The sequence below is a fragment of the Chryseobacterium camelliae genome (assembly GCF_002770595.1).
GTDB lineage: Bacteria > Bacteroidota > Bacteroidia > Flavobacteriales > Weeksellaceae > Chryseobacterium > Chryseobacterium camelliae.
The window spans coordinates 3573757-3596196 of record NZ_CP022986.1 but is presented as its reverse complement, the minus strand read 5'-3'; the positions used below and the strand labels follow the sequence as shown (position 1 = coordinate 3596196).

General features: G+C 41.7%; 17 protein-coding genes and 1 other RNA gene. 7 read left to right on the top strand and 11 right to left on the bottom strand.

Going from position 1 to position 22440, the window contains the following annotated elements:
* Positions 1 to 111: 111 nt before the first annotated feature.
* Entirely contained in the window at positions 112 to 3297 is a 3186-nt protein-coding gene (locus CGB83_RS16645) for a TonB-dependent receptor (protein WP_100076821.1), read from the bottom strand.
* Positions 3298 to 3483: 186 nt separating this feature from the next.
* Between CGB83_RS16645 and CGB83_RS16640 the strand changes: the two genes are divergently transcribed.
* Together CGB83_RS16640 and CGB83_RS16635 are read left to right on the top strand one after the other, a co-directional pair.
* Positions 3484 to 4371, top strand: a complete 888-nt coding sequence (locus CGB83_RS16640; protein WP_100076820.1) for a DUF72 domain-containing protein — start codon at positions 3484 to 3486, stop codon at positions 4369 to 4371.
* Positions 4372 to 4549: 178 nt separating this feature from the next.
* Complete coding sequence (locus CGB83_RS16635) at positions 4550 to 4774, top strand: hypothetical protein (protein ID WP_100076819.1); 225 nt, start codon at positions 4550 to 4552, stop codon at positions 4772 to 4774.
* A gap of 15 nt (positions 4775 to 4789) precedes the next feature.
* On the opposite strand, the gene CGB83_RS16630 is transcribed toward CGB83_RS16635, so the two are convergent.
* The 6 genes from CGB83_RS16630 to CGB83_RS16605 all read right to left on the bottom strand — a co-directional run bounded on the left by CGB83_RS16630 (position 4790) and on the right by CGB83_RS16605 (position 11466).
* Positions 4790 to 5380 carry a hypothetical protein gene (locus CGB83_RS16630; protein ID WP_100076818.1) on the bottom strand — a complete coding sequence of 197 codons (591 nt, stop codon included), beginning with the start codon at positions 5378 to 5380 and terminating at the stop codon, positions 4790 to 4792.
* A gap of 36 nt (positions 5381 to 5416) precedes the next feature.
* On the bottom strand, positions 5417 to 6064 hold the full coding sequence (locus CGB83_RS16625) for an HD domain-containing protein (protein WP_100076817.1): 648 nt from the start codon (positions 6062 to 6064) through the stop codon (positions 5417 to 5419).
* Positions 6045 to 6902 carry an alpha/beta hydrolase family protein gene (locus CGB83_RS16620; protein ID WP_100076816.1) on the bottom strand — a complete coding sequence of 286 codons (858 nt, stop codon included), beginning with the start codon at positions 6900 to 6902 and terminating at the stop codon, positions 6045 to 6047. Before CGB83_RS16620 ends, CGB83_RS16625 begins: the two co-directional genes overlap by 20 nt.
* Positions 6903 to 6995: 93 nt before the next feature.
* Positions 6996 to 7883 carry a ribokinase gene (locus CGB83_RS16615; protein ID WP_100076815.1) on the bottom strand — a complete coding sequence of 296 codons (888 nt, stop codon included), beginning with the start codon at positions 7881 to 7883 and terminating at the stop codon, positions 6996 to 6998.
* A gap of 70 nt (positions 7884 to 7953) precedes the next feature.
* On the bottom strand, positions 7954 to 8589 hold the full coding sequence (locus CGB83_RS16610; protein ID WP_100076814.1) for a DUF4241 domain-containing protein: 636 nt from the start codon (positions 8587 to 8589) through the stop codon (positions 7954 to 7956).
* Positions 8590 to 8847: 258 nt separating this feature from the next.
* Complete coding sequence (locus CGB83_RS16605; RefSeq protein ID WP_100076813.1) at positions 8848 to 11466, bottom strand: valine--tRNA ligase; 2619 nt, start codon at positions 11464 to 11466, stop codon at positions 8848 to 8850.
* A 129-nt stretch (positions 11467 to 11595) separates the two neighbouring features.
* Here CGB83_RS16605 and CGB83_RS16600 point away from each other — a divergent pair, with 129 nt between their 5' ends.
* A complete protein-coding gene (locus CGB83_RS16600) occupies positions 11596 to 12072 on the top strand; it encodes a DUF1573 domain-containing protein (protein ID WP_100076812.1) in 477 nt (158 codons plus the stop codon).
* A gap of 118 nt (positions 12073 to 12190) precedes the next feature.
* Complete coding sequence (locus CGB83_RS16595; protein WP_100076811.1) at positions 12191 to 13060, top strand: polyphosphate kinase 2 family protein; 870 nt, start codon at positions 12191 to 12193, stop codon at positions 13058 to 13060.
* Between the two features lie 38 nt (positions 13061 to 13098).
* On the opposite strand, the gene rnpB is transcribed toward CGB83_RS16595, so the two are convergent.
* Positions 13099 to 13418, bottom strand: an RNA gene (gene rnpB / locus CGB83_RS16590) — RNase P RNA component class A.
* A gap of 180 nt (positions 13419 to 13598) precedes the next feature.
* Between rnpB and CGB83_RS16585 the strand changes: the two genes are divergently transcribed.
* From CGB83_RS16585 to CGB83_RS16575, 3 genes are all read left to right on the top strand, one after another.
* Complete coding sequence (locus CGB83_RS16585; protein ID WP_100076810.1) at positions 13599 to 14090, top strand: RNA polymerase sigma factor; 492 nt, start codon at positions 13599 to 13601, stop codon at positions 14088 to 14090.
* A complete protein-coding gene (locus tag CGB83_RS16580) occupies positions 14083 to 14760 on the top strand; it encodes a beta-carotene 15,15'-monooxygenase (protein ID WP_100076809.1) in 678 nt (225 codons plus the stop codon). The genes CGB83_RS16585 and CGB83_RS16580 overlap by 8 nt, the downstream gene beginning before the upstream one ends.
* A gap of 411 nt (positions 14761 to 15171) precedes the next feature.
* A complete protein-coding gene (locus CGB83_RS16575) occupies positions 15172 to 16647 on the top strand; it encodes an alpha-amylase (RefSeq protein ID WP_228419971.1) in 1476 nt (491 codons plus the stop codon).
* A gap of 117 nt (positions 16648 to 16764) precedes the next feature.
* On the opposite strand, the gene CGB83_RS16570 is transcribed toward CGB83_RS16575, so the two are convergent.
* From CGB83_RS16570 to CGB83_RS16560, 3 genes are all read right to left on the bottom strand, one after another.
* Positions 16765 to 17463, bottom strand: a complete 699-nt coding sequence (locus CGB83_RS16570; protein ID WP_100076808.1) for a hypothetical protein — start codon at positions 17461 to 17463, stop codon at positions 16765 to 16767.
* 349 nt (positions 17464 to 17812) lie between these two features.
* Positions 17813 to 19255: a TolC family protein gene (locus CGB83_RS16565; RefSeq protein ID WP_172954717.1), complete on the bottom strand. Its 1443-nt coding sequence runs from the start codon at positions 19253 to 19255 to the stop codon at positions 17813 to 17815.
* Positions 19242 to 22436, bottom strand: a complete 3195-nt coding sequence (locus CGB83_RS16560; RefSeq protein ID WP_100076806.1) for an efflux RND transporter permease subunit — start codon at positions 22434 to 22436, stop codon at positions 19242 to 19244. Before CGB83_RS16560 ends, CGB83_RS16565 begins: the two co-directional genes overlap by 14 nt.
* Positions 22437 to 22440: the final 4 nt, after the last annotated feature.

Below are 22440 nucleotides of genomic sequence, written 5' to 3'. Positions count from 1 at the left end.
GTTTGCACATATTTTTTCTCAGAGTAGCTCTTAAAGACCTTAATGAGTTCAAATAAAAAGGCCGCCAAAGAAATGGCAGCCTCGTGAAAAAATTTAAGTAAATAAAAATGATTAAAAATTATATCTTACGCCAAGTTGTGCCTGGAACCTCGAAGCGAACTGATCGATCGTGTAAGGCAGGTTGGGGGTTTTAAAGTTATATGTAGGATCTCCTGCGCCCGGCTGTCCCGTAGCAACATTGCCTACTTTGGTTAATCCTACGCTAGCTGTTGAATTAAAGGTATTCGGTACAAAGTACACCTTACCCCAATCTTTATTCAGCAGGTTGGTCAGGTTGATGATGCTCAGAGAAATCTGTAAATTACTTTTGTTCTTCTGGCTCAGCCTGATTTCATCCATAATCCTGAAATCTGCCTGGATGTTCCACGGCGTGAAATCACCGTTTCGTTCCGTAAACTTTCCTCTCCTGCTGCTCAGGTATTCATTACCGTTAATGAAGCTTTCATAATCAGCAACCTGCTGTGCAGCAGATACAAGAATATTTCCTGATGCATCTTTGATCGGGGTAATATATTTGGCTGCTTCAGCCGCATCCTTAAAGATATAAGCTAAACCGGCTGCCTGTCCTGAATTGGCAATTGTGCTGTTTACAAATCCCCATGAGAATGGGTTTCCTGACTGTGCGTTGAAGTATACGTTAGCAGAAATCCTGTTGGATTCAGAAAGGTTAAGCCCATATCCAAGATTCGCCACTACCCTGTTTTTAATGGCAAAGTTAGAAGTAGCTAATTTAGGATCATTAGGAGTGAGCGACTGGTTCATCTGCCAGTTGCTTTCCATGGAATTACGGATTCCGTTGGTCAGATCTTTGGCATCACCATAAGTATAAGCCACAAAGAAATTGAATCCGAAATTATACGATTTTGATAGCTGTGCCGTCAGGTTATACCGGTACCCTTCTTTGGTATTGGACAGCATATAGGCATTGGAGAAATTGCTATTGATATTCGAGCTGTAGACCGGCATTTCATGATTGGTATCATAGCTGTAATAGGATACTACATCTCTCTTATTGACCTGCTGGAATTTAAGGTCATATAATACTTTTGTATAGATTCCTTCCAACGTAAGCTTATATCCGGAAACCGTATAATCCACTCCCAGGGAGCTTCGCCATACTTTTGGCATTTTGAAATTATTATCAATAAGGTCTACCTGAACTTTGGAGGAGTTCTGCCATTTCGGGAAATTAGCATTTACAAGCGGATCACCGTTGGCAGCCAGCTGAGCAGCCGTCGGGGAATTATAATCGTAACTTCCGAATCCTACTCCGTCATTATAATAGGCGTATCCCAGCCATGCAAATGGAATCCTTCCCACGAAAATTCCTGAACCTCCTCTCAATACCACAGACCGGTCTTCGGTAAGGTCATAAGTAAATCCTAATCTTGGCGATAAGGTAGGTTTATTCAGATAATTATTGGTAAGCTGGCTAAGCGGGGTATACGTATACGTTGTTCCATAGTTAGGATCCTGAGGCGAATTGTTGACCTGAGGGCTTAACAGCGGTTTATTCGGAAGGTCGGTGTAATCTACCCGTACCCCAGGGGTCAGCCTGAGTTTCCCCCAGTTGATTTCATCCTGAAAGTATAATGATAACAGATTAACCTGATAGTGTGCATAAGGATTGTTGAAAAGGGCATTCCTGTCTTCGCCGTTCAGGGAATATGTCCCTCTGATCCTTGCCGGATTAGAGTTGAAAAAATCATTCAGGCTCTTATATGAAATCCTTCCGTTCAGTGCATTTACAAAACCATAATCAATATTGTACAACTCATTGTGAGTTCCCAACAAGAAGGTATGATGTCCTGTCTTATAGGTCAGGTTATCGGTGATTTCAAAAGTTCTCTGTTTCATATTGAATACCGTTGCCTCCCTGTCATTCCCCAGAAGGATTGTCCCTCCGTTATAGGCAATTTCAACCTGTGGGAACATAGCATTGGAAGACGTAGGATCCCTGTAATCATGGATAGACGAATACCCCAGTACTAAATTGTTGTTCCATTGATCATTGAAACGGCTTTTCAGCTCTAAAGTTGTGGTGGAAGCGGTATTCTTTTGAACGAAATCCATACCTGAGAACCTGAAATTGGCTCCGTCACGCTCCAGGTTGGAAGCCTGAGAGAATACGGTATTGTTCTTAATGGATAACGTATGCTTGTCATTGATCTTCCAGTCGAGCTTATTAAAGAGCTTGGAACTTTCCGAAAAATTGGTATAAGCATCATAGGTTCCCGGATCAAAGTTATATTTGCTGCGTACAAAGTTCGAAATCTGACTTGCCACAGCATCATTTACTAAAGCACTCAGATCATTGGCATTGTAGAATACGGGATCTGTTCTTCTGGTATATTCCATATTGGTAAACAGGAACAGCTTATCTTTTACCACCGGTAAACCTACCCTTCCTCCATAAATGAAATCCTCGAATGAGTTAGGCATTTTGGAATTGTCACCAATCCTGTTTCTTCCTGTTATCGCCGCATTCCTTCCGTATGCATATAAAGATCCCTCAACATTGTTGCTTCCGCTTCTGGTTACGGCATTTATACTTCCACCAAGGAAATTTCCTAATTTGACATCATATGGTGCAATATAGACCTGAACGTCCTGGATAGCATCTAAACTTATTGAATTGGAACGCGTGCTGCTTCCGGGCATTCCCGATGTTCCGGTCTGGCCTCCCAGAGATGGACTGAATCCGATTGCGTCGTTATTGATGGAACCGTCAATGGTTACGTTATTATAACGGAAATTGGTGCCGTTGAAGGAGTTGTTGGCACTCTGCGGTACCAGTTTGGTTACATCTTGAATACCCCTGTTGATATTAGGAAGTCCTGAAATCTGCGCCTGGCTGATGCCTACCCCGTATTTGGCAGTACTTTTCTTAGAGGTTAACCTTACCTCATCGATCATTTTTTCTTTACTGTTAACTTCTACAACAGGCAGATCATTATTTCCTAATGAAAGCTGTACGTTACTGTTGGAATAAACGACCTGTGAGCCATCAGAGATCTCGATTTTATACGGGCCTCCCGGCTGCAGGTTATCAAGGCTGAACTGTCCTTTACTGTTACTTTTGGTTTCAAAAGTACTGTTGGTAGGTATGTGCACTACTTTTACCGTCATTTCAGAAGCGGTTCCTCTTAACCTTCCGAAGATTTTAGAGCTTGTTTCCTGTGAAAAGGCAAGACTGAAAGAAAGCAGCGCAACAGCACAGATTATTCTTTTCTTCATAACTTATTTTTAGGTTCAAAATTGTATGGCAAAATTAAGTGCATGAATAAGAACCAGTGGTAACACACAGTTAACATTACGTTACCCAATTTTTAATATTTCCTTAAAAAAACCTTAAAGAACATCCGGCATATACCACAAGTGATCAGAAAAATCCCTATTTTTAAGTTTAAAATTAACCAGATTATGAAATTCGGAAAAGTAGCGAATCCTTCCCATATTGACTTTACTTTACCTGAAAACCATCCGTCGACGGAAGCCATTCTGAGGCGGAATAAAAAAGGCCTGGAAAACATCTCCATAGGATGCGCCAAATGGAGCCGTGCCGACCTCAAAGGATTTTATCCTAAAGGCACCAAAGATGAACTGCGTTATTATGCCACTCAATTTAACTCTATTGAGCTTAACGCAACGGTTTACGGAATGCCTACACCAGAACAGATTATCACCTGGAAAGATAAAACGCCTGAGCATTTCAGGTTTTTTCCTAAGATCACCAATACAGTCTCACACTTCAGACGGCTGATTGATGTTACAGATGCAGTTACACAGTTTGCTTCTGCCGTTATGCACTTTGATGAAAAACTGGGTATGGTATTCTTGCAGCTGCACGATAACTTTCAGCCAAAGGATTATGACCGCCTGGAAAAATTTGTCAAAGACTGGCCCCAAGAGATTCCGGTTGCTGTAGAGCTCAGAAATGAAGCATGGTTTTCAGACGAAGCAGTTTTCAATAAAACCTGTATGCTGTTTGAGGATCATTGTATCACCAATATCATTGTGGATACGCCGGGAAGAAGAGATATGCTCCATATGAGGCTCACCACACCCAATACTTTTATCCGGTATGTGGCTACAGATACTGAACATGACTATCAAAGACTGGATGCCTGGATCGACCGCCTGACCCATTGGAAGCAGCAGGGGCTTCGCAACCTTTACTTCTTCGTACATCAGGATATCAGTAATTCCAGTCTGTTATCCGCTTACTTTATTGAAAAGATAAATAATGCATGGAATACCTCAATCCATATTCCCAAAATGGCTACCGAAAGTACCGGCACCCTGTTTTAAAATCAATATGATAAGACCATAAACATACTAGAATACCGATCCGCACGACCGATACTAAATCCCAACATGTCAGTACATTTGCAGGAAATCAACCATCATTTTTATTCGTTTATTTTCATTAACTTAGCACGGTAAATAATTCACATCTAATTTGAATTATTAAATTAAAACAAATGATATGGAAGATCATAAAATCTGCAGTATAATCCTTCCTGAAAATGATTTCAGTGATGAGTATACCTTCTACAAAAATGGCAAGATTGAACGGGTACGCCTGGAAGAAGGTGAAAAAAAAGAACGGATAGGCAAAGAACAGATCAGCACCAGGAATAAAGACAGGCTGATAAGATTATGTCCGGAAAATGATAAGGAAAAAGTAATGCTCGTTCTGGATTATCCCTGATAAAACAGGAGGATTTTATTTTCTTCTAAGCAGCAAAACAAGATTAAGGAACAGCAACAGCAGATCCAGGGTCACCCAGATTCCGTATTTTACATTCTCATGATTATACGCCTCAACCTGCTTTTTAGCAGTGTCTGAAAGCTTCATGCTCTGATTGATATAATTATGGATTTCAATTACCTGGTCGATATTTTTATTAGGCACGGAATGCTGTGAAAAATACACCAGGTTTTTCTTTCCCAGATATCCTACGATCCAGTATTCATCGGATTTATCCATCCTGAGGTATTCTATGCGGTAATACTCCGGACGGATAGTCCCGATATGTTTTACTTCCGGGGCAGCTGCATTCGCAGCTTCATTAACGTTGATGACATAAAAGTCCAGTGTCTGCGGAAGCTTGTTAATAACCTGTAGCGCCAGTGAATTCTGCACAATTCCCACAGAGCTTTTCTTAATAAACCAATAGGTAAAAACAGAAACAGCCAAAACAACCGTTACAATACGAAACAGCTTTGCCCATTCTGCACCGCTCCCTTTCCGTACTTTAGACAGAAACAAAGAGATGACCAGTGCCAGGAAAAGTGTAAAAATGATCAACATCATACGGCAAAGATACTGATTTAGTATTTGAACAGGTGATTAATCTACATTCCATTCCCTGTAAAACTGGTCAAGGAAATGCAACATGAAATTATGGCGCTCTTCTGCGATTTCTTTGCCTTTACGGGTATTCATAAGGTCTTTCAGCAAGAGGAGTTTTTCATAAAAGTGATTGATGGTGGTACCATCGGATTTTTTATATTCATCCTTAGACATATCCAGTCTCGGCTTCAGGTCGGGATGGTACATGAGGTTATTTTTAAAACCTCCGAAATTAAAGGTCCTGGCTACCCCGATCGCTCCAATGGCATCAATACGGTCTGCATCCTGAACAATCTTAAGTTCCAATGGAAGGTCTTTTGGGGCTTCATTCCTATTTTTAAAGGAAATATTTTTAATAACAAATAAAACCTGTTGAATCAGATCCTCCGAGGCACCCTGGCTTTCAAGGAATGTACGGGAGACCTGCAAGGCAAGGTTTTCATTGCCATTGTGAAACTTAGGATCTGCAATATCATGCAACAGAGCCGACAGTTCAACCACTTCATGATTGCAGTCTTCATCCTGAGCAATTTTTCTGGACAGTTTCCAGACCCTTTCAATATGAAACCAGTCGTGCCCGGCTTCCGCCCCTTTAAGTTGTTCCTTTACAAATTCTGCTGTGTTTTCAATCAGATTGTTTTTCATGCATCCATTCATTTAAAATAATAGTCCAGAGCTTTCTGTTATAGCTTCTGAAGAAATTGACATGCCCTATTTTGCCTGCCTCAGATTCGGAAGTCCGTATCAACCTGTGAATGGGCTTAAGGTGGCTGTACGTATCATTCAGCAAACTGTTTACCGCTTTTTCAGTGAGCCACCGGTCATCCTCAGCACGGATAACGAGTGTTTTTTGGGTAAGCCTTTCAGAATAATCCTTTGCCGTCTTCAGCAGGGCACCGGTAGATTTCCGGTTCAAAATTAAGATTCTCCAGTCATAAGCGCAATTTTTTGGCAAACTTTCTCCCAGTCCGAACCACTGTGCCGGAAAATATCCCATCAGTGAGGTAAAGAAGGGCTGTGCAATTCCAAAGCCCAGACAGGCTTCTATCTTTGTTTTCCAGTTTAAATGTCCTACAAAGGCATTCTGTGCTCCTACAAACGCAAATTCTTCAAACATTACAGAATCCTCATTCAGTCCTACAATCAAAGCCCCTACAGAATGTCCAAGCAAATACTTTCTGTAATCCTGAAAATGAGTTTTGATGTAATCTGTAACAGCTTTGTAATCTTCTGTTCCCCAGGTTCTCATGGATGCACTGCATCTTGTGAGGTCTTCAGGCTTTGAAAGCCCTATTCCGGAATAATCATAGGTAATCACTGTGAATCCATGCTCGGAAAGATATTGTGCGAATGAAAAATAAACCTGCTGCTTTACGCCGGTAGCCGAATTGATAAGCACGATACTTCCATTGTTCTGATCCGGTGTAAACACATGGGCTTCAATGGAGTTTTTACTTGCAGTAGTGAGAGTCAGCTGTTTCATAATTTAAAATAAAAAAGTCCACTATAAAAGTGAACATTTTGTACTTCTTTTTCTGTACGAAAAATTGGTTTTCTGTATGCAGCAAATAATGGATCACCTGAAATCTGAAAGCCGTGGTAATCCGTTCTGGGACCCCTTTTTGCAGGAAACCCTGGCTGAAACTTCATTCCCGAATCTTACGCATTCATCGATAGGATTCCCATGGCAGAGGGCAATGGCAAAGCCTGAAGTAAATGCATCCCCCATTCCCATTTTATAGATTGCCTTATCTCCGTCATGGCGGAAGTATTTCATTTCCGTACCGTCAAAGTAAACGGTAGAATTCGCATCATCACGCACAAAGAGTTTATTGAAATATTTTTTCAGGATATCCTCCCGCTGTTCTTCCCCGAATATTATATGCAGTTCACTGCTTTTGGCAACGATAAAATCAATCTGATCCAGAATTTCTTTGCTTAAGGGTGTTGCGGGTGATGCGTACAGGCCAACCATTTTACGGTATTTCTTTGCCTTTCTGATGGTATATTCTATTACTGGCATCGACACTTCCAGCTGTACCAATACGAGATCTGAAGTCTGAAAGTATTTGTCTGCAGCTTCCACATGAGCATTATCCAGGCAGTGGTTGGCCGCCGGAACCACTACGATAGCGGCATTTCCATCAGCGGTGGTGACATAGGCTGTACCTGTAGCGTCCCTGTCAGTCTCATGTACGAAACCTACATTGACATTTTCGTTCACAAGATTCCTCATGATCTGCTGTCCGAGAGGATCCATGCCTACACAACCTACAAAATAGACACTGCCACCCAACCTTGATGTTCCTACGGCCTGGTTCGCACCTTTTCCTCCGAAATAGCTTTCCGAATTACGGGCCATCACGGTCTCATTAGCTGAAGGAACCTTTTCAGTTTCCAGGACCAGGTCTATGGAAGAACTTCCTACCACAATAATTTTGGGTTGATCTGCTGAAAATTTCATTGTGCTCTACACTGTTTATGGTTATACACAAATGTATAACAAATATTGTTGTTACAATAATGTTTTTCAGTTAGCTGATTTCAATGAATTCTGTAACGATTTTTACCGGTCTGTGCTCTTCATCATAACCGATATAACTGGCATAAAAACCTTCTCCGTAGCCAGTTTCAAATGCGAAAATAGTTCCGGGATGATCTTCCGAGGGCTTCAGGAAAGCGTATTGGTCTATAGCACCGTTTTCATCGAAAAAGTAATCATGAAAAAACTCTTCATAGATGCCCATGAAATCCACTCCCTTACTTCGGTAAAGCCTCTGCTCCAGTTTATTGAGTTCATCCTGCGTAATGGTATCCATAAAACAGCCCATGCCACTCTCTACAGGATAGCCGAATACTTCATCATCGGCAAGCTCTGCTGTGTTCTGGCCTTCGGTTGTGGCCATGCTCCATTCCTTTACAGCTTCTGTACTGAAAACAATTTCCGCATAGGCTACGCAGTTGCTCTCCCTTTCCTTATGCAACAGGACAGAAAAATCACCTTTGGGAAAAACCGTAGTGAAGGGCTTCATATCGCTGGTGATCACAGGATCACAGGAGACCAGTTTTCCGCTCGGAAGATAAATCTTCCCTACTTCGAAGCTTTCCAGTAAAGGGCTTTCAACAAAGCTTTTGGAAAATAATCTTTTTATGTTTTCTATGTGTTTCATATATTCTACTTATCCAATATCAGGCTGAACAGTATCAAAACCTTATTCTTTTTTAAAAATTAATGCATCAGGCTCAAATTCAATGCCTTTAAATCCAACACATCCTGTCTGGCTATTTTCAGACCAGGCTAAAAAACTGCAAAGAAGACATGTCATGCTGTCTTCTTTGCTGATTATTTATTACAGAGTTCATTTATAACTTCCTGCAGCAACATACCAGTAGCTTTTCAAGAGCTGCGGTCATTACTGCTGTATATACTATGAAAGGCTTTTCAGCTTTTCTTCCAGGATCGTAATCTTGTCCTGTGCATCTTTCTGTTTTTTGCGTTCCGTTTCAACCACTTCAGGTTTTGCATTGGCGACAAACTTCTCATTGGAAAGCTTTTTATCAACAGAAGTGAGGAACCCTTTCAGATATTTCAGTTCTTCCTCGGTTTTACTTTTCTCTTCTTCCAGATCAAGGTTTTCGCTTAAAGGAATAGACACTTCTGTAGCACCTACCAGGAAAGTAAAGCTCGGCTTGTCTGTTTTTGTACCGAAATAAACTTCAGAAACATTAGCAAGCTTTTTAATCACAGCCTCGTTGGCAAATGCCGAAGCATTAGTATAAACGTCTACCGTTTCCCTTGGGGAGATACCTTTGGTCTGACGGTAGTTTCTTATCCCTGAAATTAATTCGGATGCTGTTTCAAAGTTTTTAATGATTGCTTCATCATAAGATCCGGCTTTTTTCTGCTGGGCAATAACCAAAGCCTCATTAATACTCCTTTCAGAAATGGTCTGCCATAATTCTTCCGTCAGGAAAGGCATAAACGGATGCAGAAGCTTCATCAGCTCTTCAAAGAACTCAATTGTTTTATCATATACTTCTTTTGAAATCCCCTCACCATAATTCGGTTTGATCGCTTCCAGATACCAGGCACAGAAATCGTCCCAGATGAGTTTATATACCAGATGCAGTGCATCAGAAATCCTGAATTTCTCAAACTGGTCCTCAATTTCAGCAATGGTTTTATTCAGTCTGTTCCCAAACCATTCAATAGCCTGGTTGTCCGCTGTATTGGCCGGTTTATCTTCATGGTTCCACATGTTGATCAGTCGGAATGCGCTCCAGATCTTCGTCATGAAGTTCCTTCCCTGCAGCATCAGATCTTCATCAAAAAGAAGATCGTTTCCTGCTGCGGAACTTAAAAGGATTCCTACACGGACACCGTCTGCACCGTATTTATCCATCAGCTCAAGCGGATCCGGTGAATTCCCCAGCGATTTTGACATTTTCCGTCTCTGCTTATCCCTTACGATCCCTGTAAAATATACATTCTTAAACGGAACTTCTTTTCTGTATTCCAGTCCGGACATGATCATCCTGGCCACCCAGAAGAAGATGATATCCGGCCCGGTAACCAGATCAGAAGTCGGATAATAATAATTGATATCTTTATTTTCAGGATCAAGCAGACCATCGAAAACAGACATCGGCCATAACCATGATGAGAACCAGGTATCGAGGGCGTCCTCATCCTGCTTCAAATGATCTGCTGACAGTTCCCGGTTCCCGGTCTTTTCTTTTGCCAGTGCCAATGCTTCTTCCCTGGTTTCAGCAACAACGAAATCATTTTCACCGTCCCCATAATAATAGGCCGGGATCTGTTGCCCCCACCATAGCTGACGGGATATATTCCAGTCGCGGATGTTATCCATCCAGTGCTTATACGTATTTTTAAACTTTTCAGGATAAAACTTCACTTCATCATCCACCACCACATCCAGTGCAGGTTTGGCAATCTCAGACATTTTCAGGAACCACTGAACGGATACCTTAGGCTCAATCACTGCGCCGGTTCTTTCGGAAGTCCCTACTTTATTTACATAATCTTCTGCCTTCAGCAAAAGATCTTTTTCTTCCAGCTCTCTGGCAATCTGCTTTCTTACCTCAAATCTGTTTTTTCCGGCATAATGCAGGCCATGGTCATTCAGGTTTCCGTCATCATCCAGCGCATCGATCATCTGAAGGCTATGCTTCTGGCCAATTTCATAATCATTGGTATCATGCGCAGGTGTAATTTTCAGAACTCCTGTCCCGAATTCAATATCCACATATTCATCTTCAATAATCGGAATTACCCGGTCAACGATAGGCACAATGACTTCTTTACCTTTCAGATGAGCATACCGTTCGTCGTTAGGGTTGATACACACGGCAGTATCCCCGAAGATCGTTTCCGGACGTGTGGTCGCTACAGTAAGGAACTCATCCGAACCGGCAATTTTATACTTCAGGAAATAGAGTTTTCCGTTCTGTTCCTTAAAAATGACTTCCTCATCAGAAATATTGGTTTTGGCTTCAGGATCCCAGTTGACCATTCTGTAACCTCTATAGATCAAGCCTTTGTTATATAAATCTACAAAAGACCGGATGACCTGCCGGGAAAGCTTTTCTTCCATGGTGAAGCGGGTTCTGTCCCAGTCACAGGAACAGCCCAGCTTTTTCAGCTGTTCAAGGATGGTTCCGCCGTATTTATCGGTCCACTCCCAGGCATGTTTCAGAAATTCCTCCCGCGTAATGTCGGATTTGCTGATTCCTTCCGATTTCAGTTTGGCTACCACTTTGGCTTCAGTAGCAATGGAAGCATGGTCTGTTCCCGGCACCCAGCAGGCATTAAAGCCCTGCATTCTTGCCCTGCGGACCAGTACATCCTGAATGGTATTGTTAAGCATATGCCCCATGTGCAAAATCCCCGTTACGTTAGGCGGAGGGATGACCACGGTGTAAGGCGGCTTGTCGTTGGGCTCTGAATGGAAATACTTATTTTCCAGCCAGTAGCTGTACCATTTCTGTTCTGCTTCCTGTGGATTATACTTTTCTGAAATCTGCATAAATACTGTTTCTTTAATTACAATCTGCAAAAATAGTTTAAAGAAAAAAAATTTTAAGTATGAATTAAAATAATTTTTAACTTTGTTTCTCAAAATTTATCTAACAAACATATTTAACATTTCAAGAATATGAAAAAATTAATTGCAGGTATTGCACTATTCGGAACATTTGCTATTGCATCTGCACAAACCATCACTTTTGATAAAACCACTTTTGACTATGGTACAATTAAGCCAAGTTCTGACGGTATCAGATACTTCACAGTAACGAATACCGGTGACAAGCCATTAGTTCTTTCCAATGTAAAAGCATCTTGCGGATGTACGACTCCGGAATTCAGCACAGATCCTATTATGCCTGGAAAATCTGCTAAAATCAAAGTTGGATACAACACCGCGATCAACGGAGGTTTCAACAAAATGATTGAAGTATTCTCTAATGACCCTGCGAACAGCAGAAGCGTAATTTACATCAAAGGAACCGTAGATGCCAACGCTCCTGAGCCGAAGCCATTAACTCCTGAAGAGCAGAAAAAAGCGGCTAAAGATCAGAAAGCGGCTGAAAAAGCTGCTAAGAAAGCCGCTAAAGTTGCTGCCAAAAAGTAATCTTTACCAAAGAAAAGAATCAAACCGCTTCATTAGAGGCGGTTTTTTTTATTATATTTAGGTAGGAACAACTCGAGGATCTCAATCAGATGATACAAATAATTAAAGATCGATTTATATGGATACACAATTTTCGGATGACTTTCTGGTAAAAGGGAAATTTTCAATGGATAAAACAGCTACGGAATACCAAGGCGCACTGACCAAAGAACAAGGCCTGCAACTCCTTGCCGATGAAAAAGAAAAACTCAGAAAACTTCAGGAGAAATTATACGCAGACGGAAGCCAGTCGCTGCTGGTGATTCTTCAGGCTATGGATGCTGCAGGAAAGGACAGTCTCATCGAGCATGTTTTCGGAGGCGTGAATCCCCAGGGATGCCATGTGACGAGTTTTAAGACACCCAACTCTAAGGAATATGAACACGATTTTCTGTGGCGCCATTATCTTGCCCTGCCCGAAAAAGGAATGATCGGGATCTTCAACCGTTCGCATTACGAAAGCGTTCTGGTGTGTAAAGTCCATCCTGAATACAATCTCAACGAGAAGACCTGGAAATCCGTAAAGGATTTCGACCAGGAATTCTGGAACAACCGTTATGAAAGCATCCGTAATTTTGAAAAGCACCTTGCCAAAAACGGAACAAGGATCATCAAAATCTTTCTGAATGTGTCTAAAAAAGAGCAGAAAAAAAGATTTCTGGACAGGATCAACGAACCGGATAAAAACTGGAAGTTTTCTGCAGCAGACCTTCCGGAGCGCGCCTTGTTTGACCATTATATGGAAGCGTATGAAACAGCGATCAATGAAACGTCAAAAGACCATGCCCCGTGGTATGTGATCCCGGCCGATAATAAATGGCTGGCAAGGCTTGCTGCAGTACAGATCATCACGGAAACCCTTGAAAAAATGAACCTGGAATATCCTCAACTTTCAGAAGACGATGCCTCAAGGCTTAAAGAAGCTAAAAAGCAGCTTGAAAGTGAATAATCTGTGACAATAAAGAAGTACAGATGTACATCAAAGAAACCACGAGAAAATCTGTAAGCCGGATTCTGTACTTCCTGGGAAGTGCCTGTTATTTATCTGCGTCTTACATTGCTGCAAAACTTGAGCTGATTACCCCTCGGCTTTCGGAGCGAGCCACTCCTATTTCCATTGCTGGAAAGAACCGATATACTTACCATTGCACCGCAAAGAGTTTACCTGGTTTCACTACAGCCGAACTGTACCTGCTTTCTGTTGCACTTGTCCTACCCTCACGGGTGACGGATGTTATCCGCTTTGCTGCTCTGTGGTGTCCGGACTTTCCTACCCCTGTAAAGGGATCAACAGGCCGATCTTCTCGTGAATGCAAAGATACGGGATAATTTGAAAATTCAGCAATGCGTCAATTTGAAAATGGCAGGAAAGCTTTTTAAATAGCTTGTTTCGCTGAAAATTTTCAAATTTTCAAATTAATACATTTTCAAATTAATTAATTACTTCAATATTATTATCTTCGTGCCATCATTTATTTACATCAGCCTTGGCTTCAAAAGAGAAAGAGTTTGCACAGCTTATCAAGGATAATCAGGGTTTGATTATCAAGGTTTCGCGGCTCTATACCAATTCTCTTGAAGATGAGGAAGATCTTTTTCAGGAAATTGTCCTGCAGCTTTGGAGAAGCTATGATTCATTCAAAGGAAATTCTAAAATATCCACCTGGATGTACCGTGTAGCCCTGAATACTGCCATTACTCTTTTCAGGAAGAAAACCAAAAGCCTGCCTACCAACGAGCTTGACATCAATCACCGGGATTTCGTAGAAGATGACGATGATAAACAGCAACAGATCTCCCTATTGTATACCGTGATCAAAACCCTTCCTAATGTAGAGAGAGCTATTGTTATGATGTACCTGGATGACCTGCCTTACAAAGATATTGCAGAAAACCTGGGAATTACGGAAGTAAATGCACGTGTAAAGATGAACAGATTAAAGAAAACCCTTAAAGAAAAGATGGAAAAGTATGCCTGAATTTGACTTAGACAGCTTTAAGAAAACCTGGCAGGACCAGCCGGTTGAGAAAAAATACGACAGTCAGGAGATTCTTCAGATGCTGAACAGGAAATCACGTAATTATGTGAAGTATATTTTCTGGATCAGTGTGGCAGAATTTATATTCTTCACTATCCTGGGGTTATTTTATATTTTCCAAAATGATGAAGCAGACGGATTCCTTAATACACTAGAAAAGCTTGGCGTTAAGAGGACCTCCGGGCTCGAAGAAACATTCAACACCATTTATCTGGCGATAAAATGCCTTAGCCTGGCCGTTACCGCCTATTTTGTCTACAAATTCTACATCAATTACCGTCTCATCCGGATTGAAGAAAACCTGAAAAAACTGATCATCCGGATTATCCAGTATAAAAAGACCGTTAATGCTTTTATCTTGACGAATATCATGCTGATGATCTCGTTCATGTCCATCATTACTGCGGTCATCTTCTATATTTTAAATTCACAGAATATCAAACTGGAGAACCCAAGGCTTACAGGCCTTCTGATCGGTCTTTTCTTAAGTACGGCTTTATGTGTACTGATCGTATGGGTCTATTATAGGCTGGTATACGGCATCATCGTTAAAAAGCTTGATAAGAATTTAAAACAGCTGAAAGAGATTGATTCTCAGGATCAGGCTTAAAAAAATCAAGGATAAGATTACACATACTCCTATCTCGAAGTGGAAATTTCAGTTTCTGCCGGAAGCATTTTCATGCTGCATGATCTCAATCATAAATTTCAAAAGTAATATCGACTACTTTTGGGGCACACCAATCACAAAATATTAATTATGAAATTGCATTGTCTCACCAGTTGTACCGGATAGATCAATTACCGTGTTTCAACTTTCACAACCAATAACTTACAGTATTCCATAAATTCATACCCAGCATTCGTTTACCACTAATAGGAACTGAATAATATGAGCCTGCAATGATTTTACTATAAATCATGCATTGTGGACTAGTATGGTATTGTTAAGGTTGTTGTGGGACTTATTATGTTACTTTCTGAACAAATAAATTATCAAATACAAGAATACATTTGTTGAATGACCGAAACTATGAATGGCGTTATTATTCAGTTTTTCCACTGGTACCATCCGGGAAATCTGTGGAATGAATTTTCAGAAAAAGCAGAATACCTTAAAGAACTGGGTATTACCGCCGCCTGGCTTCCCCCTGCTACCAAAGGAGATCTGGGTACAGAAGGAAGAGGCTATGATGTTTATGATCTGTATGACCTGGGAGAATTTGACCAGAAAGGTACGATTGCCACAAGGTACGGAAGCAAACAGGAATACCTTAAGGCTATTGATAAAGCCCATGAAATGGGAATTGCCGTTTATGCTGATATTGTACTGAACCACAGAATGGGCGCTGACGAAAAAGAAGAAATTACCGTTCATGAAGTCAATAGTGAAAACCGTACCCGGATCATCAGTAAGCCATTTACAGCAGAAGCTTTTACACGCTTTACATTTCCGGGCAGGCAGGGAAAGTATTCTGATTTCATCTGGGATTACAAATGTTTCAGCGGAATAGATATCATCACCAAAAACCGGCAAAAGCTTGAAGGAATCTTTAAAATCCATAATGATTTTAAAGACTGGAATCCTTCGGCCAGCCATCAGCTCGGCAATTATGATTATCTGATGGGTGCCGATGTGGAATACCGAAATCCGGATGTGATCCGGGAAATGAAGGAATGGATCCGATGGTACATAGAGACTACCCGTATCGATGGTTTGCGGCTGGATGCGCTGAAGCACATTTCTTCCGATTTTCTGAAAGAATGGATCAGCTATATCAAAACTGAAGTAAAAGACTGCTTTATGATGGGTGAGTTCTGGAAAGATAAGGTGGAAAAAATATCGGAATTTTCGGAGCATATAGGAAATATCATTTCATGCTTCGACGTGCCCCTTCACTATCATTTTTTCATCGCCTCCAAGGAAGGTAAAAACTATGACCTGAGAAAGATTTTTAACGGAAGCCTAACAGAAATTAACCCAAAAGCATCGGTTACGTTTGTAGAAAACCATGATACCCAGAGGTTCCAGGCTCTGGAATCCACAGTAAAAAACTGGTTTAAACCGTTAGCTTATGCGCTGATCCTGATGTCTGAAAACGGATATCCCTGTATTTTTTACCCGGATCTTTTCGGAGCCGAACATCCTGAGATTAAAGATGGTAAAGATATAAGGGTCATCATCCCTAAAATAGCCGTCCTTCCCAAGCTTCTGGAAGCAAGGCAGAAGTTTGCGTACGGGCAACAGATCAATTATTTTGATCATCCGAACTGCATCGCCTGGGTAAGGAAAGGGGATAATCACCATTCCGGTTGTGTTGTTATTATTTCCAGTAATGAAGAGGGTTATAAAGAAATAGACCTCGGAAAAGAATCAGCCGGTTGCGAGCTGTACGACTTTTTAGGATACAGGCCGGAAACTGTACTACTCAATGAAAGCGGCAAGGCCGTTTTTCGGGTTAATCCACGCTCCGTAAGCATATGGACTTTTAAATAATTTTTTTTAATCTTGTGTTTTTCAACTCCCGGTCAGTATTGGCCGGGAGTTATTGGTTCTGATGGTCATCAAAACGTAAAATATGATAAATGAATGTTTGGTGTCTTCAAGTAATGATCAATTACACAATGTAAGAAAATGCTGATTGACCTGTATCCTGAATTTCGCATCTGATTTCAGCCGGTTGCCGATGGTGCTTTCAAAAGCATGGACATCCTCCAGTCTGCGGTTGATATGCTCTGCGATCTGAACCACTGAAAAAAGAAAGTCCCTGTATACCGCCATATTCACTGTTTTCCCTGAACATGGCAGATACGCTTTCAGAAAAGGCAGTACAGATAAATGCTGACTGAAATCTACGCAGTATCCTGCACCATTCCTGAAGGTCACCACTTCCCTGTTGCTCAGATAATCCAGGATACACTGCCCATTGTTCAGTATTATCCCATTTCCGGAGATATGGTCATTGACTTTGTCAAGGATATGCTGCGCATATTCCATCATGGAAATAGTTTTCCATTCAAATACATGGTTCATCTTTTCTGCATCCTTTGCTTTTCCATGGTCACATCCCGTGCAGAAAGAAATTCCGATCTTTTCATAATACGGAAAGAAACAGTCCTTAATTTTCACAGAAGCATCAGCCTGCAGCCGCTCAAGGGAAAAGTTATAGTACAGATAAGGCGCATACAGATGTGCCAGATGTTTCAGATAATCGGTTTCGCTGCTATTACCCTCCTGTTCGAACCATCGTTCAAGGTTGTCATAATAGGTATTTTCAAATTCTTTATACGTCAGATAAAACGGCACTTCCATAACACTGTATTGATTTGAAGCAAAGCTATAACGGTAATGCGACAAAACTTGACGTGTTATAATTTATGTTTAAATTTATAAATGCTCTAGAGTATTAATCCCCCATGACAATTTTAAATATAAAAATTTTATTTACAGTTTATCAATCTTTATCCTTACTGTATGTTTCATATGTAATAGAATTTTAGCATAACAATCCGTTCAGTATACATAAATCAAAACAGTTTATCAAAAATTAATAAGACATTTTTTAAAAATCATTTTAAAAGATTTAATAGTATCAATGAATATACGAAGAAAGAGACTGCCTTCCGGCAGTCTCCCTTTCAAAAACATTAAAGATTTATAATCACTTCCAGCCTCCGCCTAAGCTCTTATAAATATCCACAACTGTACTCAGTTGTTTTTGTTTTGCTTCAACCAATTCCATTTTCGCGTCCAGAGCATCCCTCTGGTTCAGAAGAACCTCAAGATAATCGGCCCTTGAATTCCGGAACAGCTGATTCGCAATATCGATCGATTGTTCTAATGACTTCGTTTCCTGGGATTTCAACTGATAATACTGGTCAATATTTTTCACCTTTGACATCAGGTTAGCTACATCCAGATATGCATTGAGGATGGTTTTGTCATATTCGTACAGTGCCTGGATCTGTTTGGCATCTGCGGTTTGAAAATTAGCTTTGATCGCACTTTTGTTGATCAATGGACCGGCCAGTTCTCCTGCCAGGCTCGCTGCCATGGATTCCGGCAATTTTACCAGATAAGAAGGTTTGAAAGCTTCCAATCCTAAAGTCGCAGAAATTTCAAGAGAAGGATAAAATTCTTTCCTCGCTGCTTCTACATCAAGCTTGGCCGACTTCAATTCCAGCTCAGCCTGTTTGATGTCCGGACGGTTTGCCAGCAGTTGAGAAGGAATTCCTGTATACACCGTTTGAGGGATCGTAGACATAAAGCTTTCCTTTGTTCTTGCTATAGGCTGTGGGAAACGTCCGCATAATGCATTGATCTCATTTTCCTTTTCTGTAATTTGCTGACGGATGGTATATTCCGTAGCCTTGGATTTGGCCAGCTCGGCTTCAAACTTCTTTACAGCGAGCTCGGTAGCTGCTGCTGCCTCTTTCTGGATTTTTGAAATCTCAAGGGCCTTCTGCTGAAGTTTGATATACTGCTGAATGATATCCAGCTGATTATCGAGAGCCAGAAGTTCATAGTAGTTATCTGCCACTTCTTCAATAAGATTGGACAGGACAAAATTCTTTCCTTCCACAGTAGAAAGATAATGTGCTACGGCAGATTCCTTCTCTGTCCTCAGCTTTTTCCAGATATCAATTTCCCAGTTGGCCGTTAAGCCACCTTCGAAATTCATCAGCGGATCTGGCATTGCTTTACCGGGTTCTATTTCCGTAGTAGCATCACCGGCTCCCTCACTGGTATAACGTCCTGCTTTTCTTACTCCGGCACCGCCTCCGGCCGAAACTGTAGGCGTTAAACGGCCTTTTTTGGCTAAGACGCCGCTTTTTGCAATTTCAATTTCCTGTAGTGTAATAAGCAGTTCCTGGTTATTCTTCAATGCAACTTCTATCAAAGCTACCAGATTGGGATCTGTAAAGAATTGCCTCCAGGGTGTGGTTCCACTATTGGTATTGGCATCGCTCTGATCTTCCTGATTAAAGTTCTGGGGTACGTTTTCTTTTACCTCGTCTTTTATGACGGTTGCCATCGGTGCCTTACAGCTTGCTAAGACAAGCGATAGAGCAATGGCTGCTATATATTTGTTATAAATCTTCATGTTTGTCATCGTGTTGATACGGTTCTGTTTGTTCTGTTAAAGGATTTTCCTCTTCGTACCTTGCCAGTTTTGATTTCTCTGCAATGGTTCCGAAAATGTAGTATAAGCCTGGAATAATCATCAGTCCGAAAACAGTACCGATGAGCATTCCCCCTGCAGCCGCAGTACCAATGGTACGGTTCCCGGTAGCACCCGGCCCTGTTGCCAGTACCAGCGGAATCAATCCCGCAATGAACGCGAATGAAGTCATCAGGATCGGACGGAACCGGATCGCTGCACCCTCAATCGCTGCCTGCGCCACCGGAATTCCCTCTTCGGCTTTCTTCTGGACGGCAAACTCTACGATCAGTACAGCATTTTTACCCAGTAATCCGATCAGCATGACCATGGCAACCTGAGCATAAATGTTATTTTCCAGCCCTAATAATTTCAGGCAAAGAAACGCTCCGAAGATACCCGTTGGCAATGACAGGATTACCGGGAGTGGAAGAATAAAGCTTTCATACTGTGCGGCAAGAATCAGATAAACAAATCCCAGACATACCAGAAAGATGAATACGGCTTCGTTCCCACGGCTTACTTCATCCTTGGAGATACCCGCCCAATCTATTCCGAAGCCTCTCGGAAGGGTTTTGTCGGCTACTTCCTGAATGGCTGCAATGGCCTGCCCGGAACTGTATCCCGGCGCCGGAGTACCGCTTACCTCTGCTGAATTATACATATTGTGCCGGGTAATTTCAGACAGTCCGTATACTTTTTCAAGACGCATGAAATCCGAGTACGGAACCATCTCGCCTTTCTCATTCTTCACATATAATTTAAGCAGATCAGTCGGCAGTGCACGGTATTGCGGCCCTGCCTGTACGATCACTTTATAAGGCCTGTCGAACCGGATAAAGCTGGTTTCATAATTGGAACCGATCAGCGTAGACAGGTTATCCATTGCTTTCTCTATGCTTACTCCTTTCTGTTCGGCCAGATCGTTATCAATTTTCAGCATATACTGAGGAAAACTTGCTGAGTAGAAGGTAAACGCAGACCCCAGTTCCGGTCGTTTTTTCAATTCATTGACGAATTCGTTACTTACTTTTTCCATTTTCTGATAATCCCCGCTTCCGGCCTTGTCAAGCAAACGGAGTTCAAAACCTCCTGCTGCTCCGTATCCCGGAATGGATGGCGGCTGGAAAAATTCTATGTTGGCCCCCGGAATATTTTTAGCTTTTTCCTCCAGCTTTTCAATAATTTCCGCAGCAGATTCTTTACGGTCTTCCCAGCTTTTAAGGTTGATCAGACAGGTTCCAGAATTGGATCCGGTACCTTCCGTTAAAATTTCATATCCTGCCAGTGAAGAAACAGACTGTACGCCATCGATCCCTTCAGACTCCTTTAACAGTTCTTTGGCAATCTGATTGGTTCTTTCCAGTGTGGAGCCCGGAGGTGTCTGGATGATGGCATAGATCATTCCCTGGTCTTCTGACGGGATAAACCCGGAAGGCAGCGAGTTGCTTAAGAAGAAGGTACAGGCGCAGAACGCTAACAAAAGCGGGAGTGTAAATGTTTTCTTCTTAACTGTCTTGGTAAGCATTTTCTCATACTTTCCGGCTCCTCTGGTAAAGAGATTGTTGAATTTATCCAGGAAAATGGTTACCGGGGTTCTCTTTTTAGCTTTTCCATGGTTATTCTTCAGGATTAAAGCACATAAAGCCGGTGTCAACGTTAATGCCACAACTCCTGAAAGGATAATCGCTGAAGCCATCGTAATGGAAAACTGACGGTAAAATACCCCTACCGGACCGGACATGAATGCAATCGGGATGAATACGGATGCCATTACCAGGGTAATTGCGATAATCGCCCCGCTGATTTCGTGCATCGCTTCTTCCGTTGCCTTTAAAGGAGATAAATGTTTTTCCTCCATCTTGGCGTGAACTGCCTCAATCACAACAATGGCATCATCTACCACAACCCCGATCGCCATAACCAGTGCAAACAATGATATCATATTCAGCGTAATCCCGAAAGCGGACATCACGGCAAAAGTACCGATCAGCGAAACCGGAACTGCAATCGCCGGAATTAATGTTGAACGCCAGTCTCCCAGGAACAGGAATACCACGATCGCCACCAGAATGAATGCCTCAAATAATGTGTGGACTACTTTTTCAATGGAAGCATCCAGAAACTTGGATACATCATAACTGATATCATAGTGCATTCCTTTAGGGAACGTGGTCTTCTGCAGTTCCGCCATCAGGGATTTTACATTCTTGATAACATCGCTCGCGTTGGAACCATAAGATTGCTTTACGGTAATCGCTGCAGAAGGTTTTCCGTTCAATGTAGAATAGATATCATACATGGATGAACCGAATTCAATGTCGGCAACATCTTTCAGGCGGATGAATTCTCCGTTGGATTTTGCTTTCAGGATGATATTCCCGTAATCTTTTTCGTTATTGAAACGTCCGGGATATTTAAGGATATATTCAAATGACTGCGAACGTTTTCCTGAACTTTCCCCTGTTTTTCCGGGAGATGCTTCCAGACTCTGCTCGTTCAGTGCTTCCATTACTTCATCTGCTGAAATGCTGTAAGCCGTTAAACGGTCAGGCTTCAGCCAGATCCTCATGGCATATTCCCTTGTTCCGAGGATATCGGCAAAACCTACCCCGCTTACCCTTTTCAGTTCAGACATCACATTGATATCTGCATAGTTGAACAGGAATTTCTGGTCAGCCTTAGGATCATCACTGTATAAGTTGATATACATTAGCATGTTTGGCTCCTCACGGGTAATTTTAACCCCTTCACGGACTACCAGAGGCGGAAGCTTATTGACTACCGAAGATACACGGTTCTGTACGTTAACCGCAGCTACGTTAGGATCGGTACCCAAATCAAAAACAACCTGAATGGATGCTTCACCGTCATTTCCGGCATCGGAAGTCATGTATTTCATTCCGGGAACTCCGTTCAGCCCTCTTTCCAGAGGAATAACGACGGATTTAATCAGCAATTCGTTATTGGCACCCGGGTATTCTGCCGTAATGTTTACTTTCGGCGGTGAGATGGACGGGAATTGTGTTACAGGAAGTTTTAACAACGATAAAACTCCCATAAATACGATAATCAGAGAGATTACGATAGACAGAACAGGTCTGCGAATGAATTTCTTAAACATAATT

Bases quoted from the DNA above. Each gene is read 5' to 3' on its own strand.
- CGB83_RS16645 (WP_100076821.1), bottom strand. From the start codon at position 3,297: ATGAAGAAAAGAATAATCTGTGCTGTTGCGCTGCTTTCTTTCAGTCTT.
- CGB83_RS16640 (WP_100076820.1), top strand. From the start codon at position 3,484: ATGAAATTCGGAAAAGTAGCGAATCCTTCCCATATTGACTTTACTTTA.
- CGB83_RS16635 (WP_100076819.1), top strand. From the start codon at position 4,550: ATGGAAGATCATAAAATCTGCAGTATAATCCTTCCTGAAAATGATTTC.
- CGB83_RS16630 (WP_100076818.1), bottom strand. From the start codon at position 5,380: ATGATGTTGATCATTTTTACACTTTTCCTGGCACTGGTCATCTCTTTG.
- CGB83_RS16625 (WP_100076817.1), bottom strand. From the start codon at position 6,064: ATGAAAAACAATCTGATTGAAAACACAGCAGAATTTGTAAAGGAACAA.
- CGB83_RS16620 (WP_100076816.1), bottom strand. From the start codon at position 6,902: ATGAAACAGCTGACTCTCACTACTGCAAGTAAAAACTCCATTGAAGCC.
- CGB83_RS16615 (WP_100076815.1), bottom strand. From the start codon at position 7,883: ATGAAATTTTCAGCAGATCAACCCAAAATTATTGTGGTAGGAAGTTCT.
- CGB83_RS16610 (WP_100076814.1), bottom strand. From the start codon at position 8,589: ATGAAACACATAGAAAACATAAAAAGATTATTTTCCAAAAGCTTTGTT.
- CGB83_RS16605 (WP_100076813.1), bottom strand. From the start codon at position 11,466: ATGCAGATTTCAGAAAAGTATAATCCACAGGAAGCAGAACAGAAATGG.
- CGB83_RS16600 (WP_100076812.1), top strand. From the start codon at position 11,596: ATGAAAAAATTAATTGCAGGTATTGCACTATTCGGAACATTTGCTATT.
- CGB83_RS16595 (WP_100076811.1), top strand. From the start codon at position 12,191: ATGGATACACAATTTTCGGATGACTTTCTGGTAAAAGGGAAATTTTCA.
- CGB83_RS16580 (WP_100076809.1), top strand. From the start codon at position 14,083: ATGCCTGAATTTGACTTAGACAGCTTTAAGAAAACCTGGCAGGACCAG.
- CGB83_RS16575 (WP_228419971.1), top strand. From the start codon at position 15,172: ATGACCGAAACTATGAATGGCGTTATTATTCAGTTTTTCCACTGGTAC.
- CGB83_RS16570 (WP_100076808.1), bottom strand. From the start codon at position 17,463: ATGGAAGTGCCGTTTTATCTGACGTATAAAGAATTTGAAAATACCTAT.
- CGB83_RS16565 (WP_172954717.1), bottom strand. From the start codon at position 19,255: ATGAAGATTTATAACAAATATATAGCAGCCATTGCTCTATCGCTTGTC.
- CGB83_RS16560 (WP_100076806.1), bottom strand. From the start codon at position 22,436: ATGTTTAAGAAATTCATTCGCAGACCTGTTCTGTCTATCGTAATCTCT.